Below are 10,054 nucleotides of genomic sequence, written 5' to 3'. Positions count from 1 at the left end.
CACATCCGACGCGCCTCATCCTCAACGGTCTGCGCATGAGTCTCAAAACGACCCGCCATCGCCCGCATCGCATGCGGGTCGGTCATAAACCTTGAAGTCACTTGCCTTTTCCTTTCTTACCGAAAAACTCAACCCCGATACGTGCTGCGCCACTGTGGCGTACCACGGCCAACCCGAAGATCCCGGCCAATCACCCCCCGCTTTATCCGACCCCGGTCCGCGGCACCACGCTCGGCCGGTTCTGGACCACGTGCGCGCCCCCTCCGCCGCGGCCCATCATCCCGCCAGGCATACCGCCCCCGGCGCCGCCCATGCCCATCGGCATCGGCATCATCGGCATCCCACCGGCGCCAGCCGGGGCCATGGCGGCCGCCTCCGGGGCGGCACCGAAACCCGACATAGCGGACGTCAGCATGGCCTTCGGTGTCGAGCCCTGCCAGGTCGGCGGCACCGACATCGCGCCCACGAGGTGGGCCTTACCCAGGTCTGCTGCCATCCCTGCACCCATGCCGGCACCGCCCAAGCCGCGCAAGCCGGCAGCCGCGGGAGCGGTGTCACCGACCAGCTTCGGCACATCGGCGGCCGCTGCCATGCCCGCGCCAGCCAGGCCGGCGGTGCCCGCGTTGGCGGTCTGCGCCAACGACGTCAGCGGCGAAATCAACATGCTCGCCGGCATCGCCCCGAGTTGAGCCACCGACATCAGCGACTGCACCGGTACGCCGGAAACAACCGACTGCACCCCCGACACCAGCGCCGGAGCGGCTGAGGTCACTCCTTGGATCAGGGGGCTCACTGCGCCCGACGCCGAGGTCGCCACGCTCGCCAGGCCCGCGCCGACCCCTGAGGCCAGTCCGGCCAAATCCAGTGGCGGCGTGCTGAACGGAACCAGGGAGGCGGCCACCGCTGTGGCTCCGCCGTGGTACCCGAACATCGCCGCGACGTCCTGCGCCCACATCTCGACGTAATCGAATTCCGTGGCCGCGATCGCTGGGGTGTTCTGCCCGAGGAAGTTCGTAGCGATCAGCGCCATCAGAAGCGCGCGGTTGGCCGCCACGGCCGCCGGATGGACGGTGCCCGCTAACGCCGTCTCGAACGCCGTCGCGGCCAGACGAGCCTGGCTGGCCGCGAGTTCCGCCTGACCCGCTGCCGCCGTCAACCACCCGACATACGGCGTGGCAGCAGCCGCCATCGATATCGAAGCTGGGCCTGTCCACGCCCCCCCGGTCAAGCCGGTAACCACTGAGTCAAATGACGACGCGGACGCCTGCAAGTCAGCGGCCAAGCCTTCCCAAGCCTGCGCTGCCATCATCAACGGCCCGGCACCTGCCCCGGAGAAAATTCGTAGCGAGTTGATCTCCGGCGGCAACCATGAAAACTCTGGAATCATCACACCCCTACTTGATCGAGCTCGGACGACCACTCGTCCTCCGCGGATCGTAAGCCAGATCACACTCGAGAGTGTTGGCTTTGGGGAAAAATCAGTCTCCGATTTTGATACCCACCCACAAGCCGCCCGAGCCGATACGACGGCGGGTCTGCCGAATTTGGACGCCCGTACCCATACCGCAGCTCGGGCTGCTAGCCATGGCGCCGGTCGCGGGTGGTCAGACGCGTTCCCGGCGCTGGGGAAACAACCAATAAAACGGAGGTTTCATTCGAAGACGACTAGCGCGAAACGAAACACGCCGGCGATTCCAGCGAACGCCATTCGTGGGCGCACGCGAATTTTCCGTGGTGTGTCCTTTTGGTGAAATACCAGACTCGGCTTTAGCAGCCTTTGAGGCGAACCGCGAGATAGTCGGCGACCTTGTCGATCGCGACCCTCTCCTGGGTCATCGCGTCCCGCTCACGCACGGTGACCGCGTTGTCCTCGAGTGAGTCGAAGTCGACCGTCACGCAATAGGGGGTACCGATCTCGTCTTGGCGCCGGTAGCGACGACCGATGGCGCCGGCGTCGTCGAAGTCGATGTTCCAGTTCTTGCGCAGTTCGGCCGCCAGGTCGCGGGCCTTGGGGCTCAGGTCCGCGTGGCGCGACAGCGGCAGCACCGCCGCCTTGACCGGCGCCAGCCGCGGGTCCAGGCGCAAGACGGTGCGCTTGTCCATGCCGCCCTTGGCATTGGGGGCCTCATCTTCGGTGTACGCATCGATCAAGAAGGCCATGAACGAACGGGTGAGGCCGGCTGCCGGTTCGATGACGTAGGGGGTATACCGGGTGTCGTTGACTTGGTCGTAGAACGACAGGTCCGTGCCGGAATGCTTTGCGTGCGTTGACAAGTCGAAGTCTGTCCGGTTGGCGACACCTTCCAGCTCACCCCACGGGTTGCCGGCGAACCCGAACTTGTACTCGATGTCAACGGTGCGGTCGGAGTAGTGCGACAGTTTGTCTTTGGGATGCTCGTAGAGGCGCAGATTCTCCGGATTGATGCCAAGGTCGACGTACCACTGCTCGCGTGTGTCGATCCAATATTGGTGCCATTCCGGCGCCGTCGAGGGTTCGACGAAGAACTCCATCTCCATCTGCTCGAACTCACGGGTGCGGAAGATGAAGTTGCCGGGGGTGATCTCGTTGCGGAAGCTCTTGCCGATCTGCCCGATGCCGAACGGCGGCTTCTTGCGCGCGGTGGTGACCACGTTGGCGAAGTTGACGAAGATGCCCTGCGCGGTTTCCGGGCGCAGGTAGTGCAGCCCTTCCTCGGTTTCGATCGGGCCGAGGTAGGTCTTGAGCATCATGTTGAATTCGCGAGGCTCGGTCCACTGGCCCGGCTCACCGGTGTCGGGGTCGCGGATGTCGGCCAGGCCGTTGGGCGGCGGGTGTCCGTGCTTTGCCTCGTAGGCCTCGATGAGGTGGTCGGCGCGGTATCGCTTGTGGGTGATCAGCGACTCGACCAGGGGGTCGTGGAACACCTCCACGTGGCCGGAAGCCACCCAGACCTCGCGCGGCAGGATGATCGACGAATCCAGTCCCACCACGTCGTCGCGGCCGGTGACGACCGACCGCCACCACTGCCGTTTGACGTTCTCCTTGAGCTCCACCCCGAGCGGTCCGTAGTCCCACGCCGACTTGGTACCGCCGTAGATCTCACCTGAAGGGAAGACGAAGCCGCGCCGTTTGGCCAGGTTGACGACGGAGTCGATGATGGACGCCACGGGGTGGTCCACTCCCTTTCACGGATTGATCGGTCTGGGGCAGCGGTCAATCCCTGCCCGGAAAACATCAGTCATGGTAGCGATCACGCCGAGGTCTTTGACATGCATCATCATGCATGTGACAGTGGAGGTCGGCCGTACGCCGCTTTCCTTACTCTGGCACTTCTCGAGGTGATGACTCCCATATGGTGACGTCTCCAGCCACGCCCGCCTCCAGTCCCACATCCGAGCCGACCATCGCACCGGATGCTGCGTTCGGCGAGGCGGCCCCTCATGACCACGGCGCAGGGTCCTTCACCGCTTTTCCGACTCCGCCGCCGCGGGAGATCCTCGACGCCGCCGGTGAACTGCTGCGGGCACTGGCCGCCCCGGTCCGGATCGCAATTGTGCTGCAGCTGCGTGAGTCGCAGCGCTGTGTTCATGAACTGGTCGACGCGCTGAACGTGCCGCAGCCGTTGGTCAGCCAGCATCTGAAGATCCTCAAGGCCGCGGGCGTGGTCGCCGGTGAGCGGTCGGGTCGCGAAGTGTTGTACCGGCTCGCCGACCACCACCTGGCGCACATCGTCGTCGACGCTGTCGCCCACGCCGGCGAAGAACGCATATGACCTCGTCCAGTTCGGCGAGCGTGCGGTCCACCCGCCAACGCGCGGCGATTTCAACGTTGCTCGAGACGCTCGACGAGTTCCGCTCGGCTCAGGAGTTGCACGACGAACTGCGCCAGCGCGGCGAGAACATCGGGCTGACCACGGTGTATCGCACGCTGCAGTCGATGGCCGCGGCGGGCATGGTGGACACGCTGCGCACCGACACCGGCGAATCGGTGTATCGCCGTTGCTCAGAACACCATCACCATCACCTGGTGTGCCGTAACTGCGGCTCCACGATCGAGGTGGCCGACCACGAGGTCGAGGTATGGGCCGCCGAAGTGGCGACCAGACATGGCTTCTCCGACGTCAGCCACACCATCGAAATCTTCGGGCTGTGCTCTGACTGCCGAAGCTAGGTGACGAGCAGATTGCGTATCCGGGTGCCGGAGTCGAGCACCAGCAGGATCAATGTGCGCAGCGCGTCGTCGGTCAGGCCGGCACCCGGAAAGTTGTAGCGCAGCATCACGTCTGCCGTCTTGGCCGCCTTGGAAGTGGTCTTGCTGGCGCTTTTCCCGCGTTGCGCCGGCTTTGCCACCGTGGTCACCGAGCCGAAGTTCGCCTCTCGGGCATGCTTGGCCAATTGCTCACTGACCTGTTTGGTCAAGGGCAGATCCCACGCCAAGATCTGGGTGAGGGACACCAGTTCGAGGTCCTCGACAATGGTCACCACTCGCAGCGACGCGAAAGTGCCGCCGTGGCGGACGGTTAACCCGCCATCGGGTTCTTCCTCGACGCGCATCACGTCGCGCAAGATCTCGGCCAGACGCTCCTGTAGCGATGGCATTAAGCGCTCCCGAACCGTCGGTTACGCGAGGCGTATTCCTCGCAGGCTGCCCACAAGTCGCGGCGGTCGTAATCCGGCCACAGCTTGTCTTGGAATATGTACTCCGCGTAGGCGGACTGCCACAACATGAAATTGCTGGCTCGCTGCTCCCCCGACGTCCGCAGAAACAGGTCGACGTCGGGGATGTCGGGTCGTTGCATGTGCCGGGCGATGGTGGATTCGGTGATACGGTCGGGATTCAACTTGCCGGCCGCAGCCTCGCGGGCGATTTGTCTTGCCGCTTCAGCTATTTCAGTGCGACCACCGTAGTTGACGCAGTAGTTGATGGTGATGACGTCATTGTTTCTGGTCACCTCTTCGGCGACGGCCAGTTCGTTGATCACGCTGCGCCACAACCGCGGTCGCGATCCCACCCACCGGATCCGGACTCCCATTTCGTTGAGGATGTCACGACGTCGTCGTACCACATCACGGTTGAAGCCCATCAAGAAGCGAACCTCTTCGGCCGACCGTTTCCAGTTTTCCGTGGAGAAGGCGTACAGGCTGAGCCACTTGATGCCGAGTTCAACTGCGCCACAGGCGATGTCGATTACCACCGCCTCGCCCATCTTGTGGCCTTCGGTGCGTCGCAAGCCTTGTTGGGTGGCCCAGCGGCCATTGCCGTCCATCACGATGGCGACGTGATTAGGCAGCCGGTCAGCGGGGATGCGCGGGGGCGCCGCCTTGGACACGTGCTGCGGGGGCCGGCGCGGCCCACCGTCGGGCGAGGGCGGCAGCTTCGGGAAGACGACCGGCCACGTCGACTTGTCGGGAAAGGTGGGATAGTCGTCGGGCGCCGGGGGCAGTTGCGGGAAGTCGGTGGACTTCAGCTGTCGCTCGGCTCTCCTAGCCACACTCGGTATCCTGCCCGATTCGCGCGGCACGACGTTCGGCGACCGTGCGATCACCCTGATAGGACCGCTCGACGAGCGGCAGGGTTTTGAGCTGTCGTTCCAGGTGCCACTGCAAGTGCGCGGCCACCAACCCGCTGACATAACCGCGATGGGATTGCGGCGACTGCTCGGCAGTTGCCCAGTCACCGTCGTGCAACGCCGACATCAAGTCCAGTACCCCTTGCGGGGGTGTGGTGGAACCGGCGGGGCGACAGTGCGCGCACACACTGCCTCCGGCGGCGATGTGAAATGCCCGGTGCGGACCCGGGTCGGCGCAGCGGGCGCACTCGGTCAACGCCGGCGCCCAGCCGGCGGTGCCCATGGCCCGCAACAAGTAGGCGTCCAACAACAGGTCACGAGGTCGGCGCCCGTCGGCCACCGCCCGCAGCGCACCGACGGTGAGCCGGTGCAACGCCGGAGCGGGGGCCCGCTCCTCACCGGCGAGCCGTTCGGCCGTCTCCAACATCGCGCAGGCGCAGGTGTACCTGCCGTAATCGCTGACGATGTCGGTGGCGAACGCGTCGATCGAGACGACTTGGGTGACGATGTCCAGATTGCGGCCCGGGTGCAGCTGCGCGTCGATGTGAGCAAACGGCTCCAGCCGCGCTCCGAATTTGCTGCGGGTGCGCCGCACTCCCTTGGCCACCGCGCGGACCAATCCGTGGTCGCGGGTCAGCAAGGTAACGATCCGGTCGGCTTCGCCGAGCTTGTGCTGGCGCAGCACAACAGCTCGGTCTCGATATAGCCGCATCACAATAGTTTTGCACCCCGCCGCGACATCGCGCGCATCCGCGCCGATAGTCTCGTACCCCGTGATTGGCGCTTTTGAGTCCGAATCGGGGCCCGTTTGCGGCTCTGGCGGCAAGCGCCTGCCCACCTTGACCGACCTGCTCTACCAGCTCGCGACGCGCAAAGTCACCGCCGCCGAGCTGGTCCGACGATCCCTGCATGCGATCGATGTCAGCCAGTCCACCTTGAACGCTTTCCGGGTGGTCCTCACCGAAACGGCGCTGGCCGATGCGGCCAAGGCGGACCGCCGGCGCGCCGCCGGTGACACCTCCCCTCTGCTGGGCATTCCGATCGCGGTCAAGGATGACGTCGACGTCGCCGGTGTGCCGACCGCATTCGGCACCGAGGGGTACGTGCGGCCCGCCACTCAGGATTCGGAGGTGGTTCGCCGCCTCAAAGCGGCCGGTGCGGTGATCGTCGGCAAGACCAATACGTGCGAACTGGGCCAGTGGCCGTTCACCAGCGGCCCCGCCTTCGGTCATACCAGGAACCCCTGGTCGCGGCGGCATACCCCGGGCGGATCGTCCGGCGGCAGCGCCGCGGCGGTGGCCGCCGGCCTGGTGACGGCGGCCATCGGCTCCGACGGCGCGGGCAGTGTGCGCATCCCGGCGGCCTGGACTCATCTGGTCGGCATCAAACCGCAACGCGGCCGCATCTCCACCTGGCCGCTGCCCGAGACGTTCAACGGCATCACCGTCAACGGGGTCCTGGCGCGCACGGTCGCCGATGCGGCGCTGGTGCTGGACGCCGCGTCGGGCAACGTCGAAGGTGACTTACATAAGCCGCCGCCCCTGGTCGCGTCCGACTACGTGGGCATCGCGCCGGGCCCGCTGAAGATCGCGTTGTCGACTCGGGCCCCCTACACCGCGTTTCGGACAAAGCTGCACCCGGAGATCCTGGCCGCCACGCGGCGGGTCGGCGAGCAGCTGGAATTGCTCGGCCACACGGTTGTGCAGGGCAATCCGGACTACGGCGTGCGGTTGTCCTGGGATTTTCTCGCCCGGTCCACCGCAGGCCTGTGGGAGTGGGGCGAACGGCTCGGTGACGAGGTCATCCTCGACCCCCGGACCATGGCGAACATGCGCACCGGCCACCTGCTCGGACAGGCCATCCTGCGGAGCGCCCGCCGTCACGAGGCCGCCGACCAACGCCGGGTGGGCTCCATCTTCAATATCGTCGATGTGGTGCTGGCCCCGACCACCGCTCAGCCGCCACCGCTGGCCCGCGCCTTCGACCGGATGGGTGGGCTGGCCACCGACCGGACCATGATCGCCGCTTGCCCGTACGCCTGGCCGTGGAACGTGCTGGGCTGGCCGTCGATCAACGTGCCGGCGGGATTCACCTCAGAAGGTTTGCCGATCGGCGTGCAACTGATGGGCCCGGCAAACAGTGAAGGCATGTTGATCTCACTGGCGGCCGAACTGGAGGCGCTCAGCGGGTGGGCGGCCAAGCAGCCGGAGGTGTGGTGGAACACCGGCGCCAACGCTGCGCCGCTGTAGCCCGCCCATCTGCATGACGGTTGCCAGGTGATCTAGCCGACGCGCAGCGCCGGTAGCGTTTGCCGACCATGCCATTGGGTAGTGGACCGCGGTGAAACGATCGGCTCACGACACCGACGACCTCGATGCGGTGGCGCGTACGCAATTCGGCTGGGAGCAGCTGACCGACGATCAACACGCGGCTATGCGGGCGGTGATCGATGGCCGCGATGTGCTTGCCGTGATGCCGACGGGGTCCGGCAAGTCGGCGATCTATCAGGTCCCGACACGGCTGATCGATGGTGTGACGCTGGTCGTGTCTCCGCTGATCGCGCTGCAACACGACCAGATCGCGGCCATCGAGGACTGCGGAGCTGGGAAGGCGGTAGCCGTCAACTCGGGCCTGCGCGCGGCTCAGCTGCGGCGCAATTGGGAAGCCATCGACCGCGGTGACGCCGACTTCGTCTTCATTTCTCCCGAACAGCTGGCCAACGACGAAGTGGTGCAACGGCTCAGCCACACCCAGCTGTCGCTGCTGGTGGTGGATGAGGCGCACTGCGTCTCGGCTTGGGGGCACGACTTCCGGCCCGACTACCGGCGGCTTGCCGACGTGTTCCGTCGGCTGGGTGAGTCGATACCGGTGGTGGCGCTTACCGCGACCGCTTCGGTGGTGGTGCGCCGCGACATCGTGGATCGCCTCGGGTTGCACGACCCGTCCATCGTGGTCGGCGGTTTCGACCGGCCCAACCTGTCCCTGACCGTCGAGCGGCACCTCGACGACGACGACAAGCGCAGCGCGGTGCTCGATACGGTGCCCACGCTGCAAGGGCCCGGCCTGCTGTATGTGGCTACCCGCAAAGACGCCGAGTTCTACGCCAAGGGCCTGCGCGACAAGGGCATTTCGGCGGCGGCCTACCACGCGGGCATGGGTAAGGCGGATCGCGACGAGGTGCACGAAGGATTTCGTGACGACGACTACGAAGTGGTGGTGGCGACGTCCGCCTTCGGAATGGGCATCGACAAGCCCAACGTACGGTTCGTGGTGCACACGTCGATCCCCGACTCACTCGACAGCTACTACCAGCAGATCGGGCGGGCCGGCCGCGACGGTGAGGACGCGCAAGCGCTGTTGTTCTATCGGCCCGAAGACCTCGGCCTCGCCAAGTTTTTCACCACCGGCAGTCCGGACGAAGAACTTCTGCAGGCGGTGTATGACGCCCTTGATCCGAAGCGGCCAACCAAGCCGAAAGACTTGCGAACCAAGCTCGATATCCGGGGCCGCAGGTTGACCAATGGCATCAACCTGCTCGACGAGTCGGGTGCGATTCGATCCACCCGCAAAGGACTGCTGAGTAGCAAGATGTCGACCGCGCAGGCCGTCGCCGAAGCCGTGCACATGGTCGAATTGCGGGAGCGGGTCGACCAGAGCCGGGTGGAGATGATGCGCGGTTACGCCGAAACCGATTCGTGCCGCAGGATTTTTTTGCTCTCCTACTTCGGTGAGTACCTGGCACAGCCGTGCGGAAACTGCGACCGCTGCAAAGAGGCGGCGGAACTGGGCGACCTCACCGTCCCCGCGCCGGCCATCGCCGTCGACACCACCGTGCAGCACAAGCAATGGGGACCGGGCGTCGTCATCGGCGGCGACCGCGAGCGGATCACCGTGCTGTTCGATGAATTCGGTTACCGCACACTGTCTCTGGCAGCGGTCCGCGACCACGGGTTGCTCGAGGTGACCGGTAGTAGCGAGCCCGAGTCGGCGTGATCGCCGTTTCGTCTATCCGCCGGTCAGGACGACGACCCGCCGAGCGGGTCTTAGACCCAACGATCCCATGACGGCTGGGCCGTCGAAGCTGTGTTGTCCAGCCCGCGCAGTGTTTCGACGAGTTCGCTGCCGCGCCGTAGGGATGCCATGCCGGCCTGCCTACCCGCTGCGCCGACGGGGAACCTTCGACGCTAACCGGGTTGTCGGCTAGAACCCAAGTCGACCAAGCTGTTTGGGGTCGCGCTGCCAGTTCTTGGCAACCTTCACCCGCAAGTCCAAGTAGATCTTGGTGCCCAGCAATTTCTCGATCTGGGTGCGCGCCGCACTTCCGACTTCACGTAGCCGCGCGAGGGACGCGACGACCTGGTCGACGTGCACGCCGTGCTGTACGTCGAGCGGGACAGCCAGAAGGGAATCGTCATCGGGAAAGGGGGAGCGCGGCTACGTGAAGTCGGAAGTGCGGCGCGCACCCAGATCGAGAAATTGCTGGGCACCAAGATCTACTTGGACTT

At 65.5% G+C, this 10,054-nt stretch carries 10 protein-coding genes and 2 pseudogenes; 5 read left to right on the top strand and 7 right to left on the bottom strand.

The genetic code is table 11. The features are described from left to right. The 3 genes and pseudogenes from A9W95_RS27475 to A9W95_RS08130 all read right to left on the bottom strand — a co-directional run. Positions 1-101 (bottom strand): annotated as a pseudogene (locus A9W95_RS27475) (WXG100 family type VII secretion target); the annotation flags it as partial. 101 nt (positions 102-202) lie between these two features. Further along, on the bottom strand, positions 203-1,387 hold the full coding sequence (locus A9W95_RS08135) for a PPE family protein (RefSeq protein ID WP_067410617.1): 1,185 nt from the start codon (positions 1,385-1,387) through the stop codon (positions 203-205). 380 nt (positions 1,388-1,767) lie between these two features. Further along, entirely contained in the window at positions 1,768-3,159 is a 1,392-nt protein-coding gene (locus tag A9W95_RS08130; protein ID WP_156746071.1) for a glycine--tRNA ligase, read from the bottom strand. A gap of 173 nt (positions 3,160-3,332) precedes the next feature. Between A9W95_RS08130 and A9W95_RS08125 the strand changes: the two genes are divergently transcribed. Both A9W95_RS08125 and A9W95_RS08120 read left to right on the top strand, forming a co-directional pair. Further along, positions 3,333-3,752, top strand: a complete 420-nt coding sequence (locus A9W95_RS08125) for a metalloregulator ArsR/SmtB family transcription factor (RefSeq protein WP_067410615.1) — start codon at positions 3,333-3,335, stop codon at positions 3,750-3,752. Then, positions 3,749-4,150 (top strand): Fur family transcriptional regulator, encoded by a 402-nt coding sequence (locus A9W95_RS08120; RefSeq protein WP_067410612.1) that lies wholly within the window; start codon positions 3,749-3,751, stop codon positions 4,148-4,150. Before A9W95_RS08125 ends, A9W95_RS08120 begins: the two co-directional genes overlap by 4 nt. On the opposite strand, the gene A9W95_RS08115 is transcribed toward A9W95_RS08120, so the two are convergent. From A9W95_RS08115 to recO, 3 genes are read right to left on the bottom strand one after another with little or no spacing between them, the layout of a single operon-like run. Continuing rightward, entirely contained in the window at positions 4,147-4,578 is a 432-nt protein-coding gene (locus tag A9W95_RS08115) for a hypothetical protein (protein ID WP_067410610.1), read from the bottom strand. The two genes, A9W95_RS08120 and A9W95_RS08115, sit on opposite strands and share 4 nt — an antisense overlap. Beyond that, complete coding sequence (locus A9W95_RS08110; RefSeq protein WP_156746070.1) at positions 4,578-5,471, bottom strand: decaprenyl diphosphate synthase; 894 nt, start codon at positions 5,469-5,471, stop codon at positions 4,578-4,580. The genes A9W95_RS08115 and A9W95_RS08110 overlap by 1 nt, the downstream gene beginning before the upstream one ends. Further along, complete coding sequence (gene recO / locus A9W95_RS08105; RefSeq protein ID WP_067410607.1) at positions 5,464-6,261, bottom strand: DNA repair protein RecO; 798 nt, start codon at positions 6,259-6,261, stop codon at positions 5,464-5,466. The genes A9W95_RS08110 and recO overlap by 8 nt, the downstream gene beginning before the upstream one ends. A 61-nt stretch (positions 6,262-6,322) precedes the next feature. On the opposite strand from recO, the gene A9W95_RS08100 reads away from it, so the two are divergent. Together A9W95_RS08100 and A9W95_RS08095 are read left to right on the top strand one after the other, a co-directional pair. Continuing rightward, positions 6,323-7,798 carry an amidase gene (locus A9W95_RS08100; protein WP_067410605.1) on the top strand — a complete coding sequence of 492 codons (1,476 nt, stop codon included), beginning with the start codon at positions 6,323-6,325 and terminating at the stop codon, positions 7,796-7,798. A gap of 91 nt (positions 7,799-7,889) precedes the next feature. Beyond that, on the top strand, positions 7,890-9,542 hold the full coding sequence (locus tag A9W95_RS08095) for an ATP-dependent DNA helicase RecQ (RefSeq protein ID WP_067410602.1): 1,653 nt from the start codon (positions 7,890-7,892) through the stop codon (positions 9,540-9,542). Between the two features lie 207 nt (positions 9,543-9,749). Here A9W95_RS08095 and A9W95_RS26105 read toward each other — a convergent pair whose 3' ends face one another. Then, complete coding sequence (locus tag A9W95_RS26105) at positions 9,750-9,920, bottom strand: KH domain-containing protein (RefSeq protein ID WP_371328035.1); 171 nt, start codon at positions 9,918-9,920, stop codon at positions 9,750-9,752. Between A9W95_RS26105 and A9W95_RS26100 the strand changes: the two are divergent. Next, positions 9,885-10,054: pseudogene (locus A9W95_RS26100) on the top strand (KH domain-containing protein); the annotation flags it as partial. The gene A9W95_RS26105 and the pseudogene A9W95_RS26100 sit on opposite strands and share 36 nt — an antisense overlap.

This window comes from Mycobacterium sp. 1423905.2 (genome assembly GCF_001673155.1).
In the GTDB taxonomy this organism is placed as follows: Bacteria; Actinomycetota; Actinomycetes; order Mycobacteriales; family Mycobacteriaceae; genus Mycobacterium.
The sequence above is the reverse complement of the archived record's forward strand: the minus strand, read 5'-3'. Positions and strand labels throughout refer to the sequence as shown.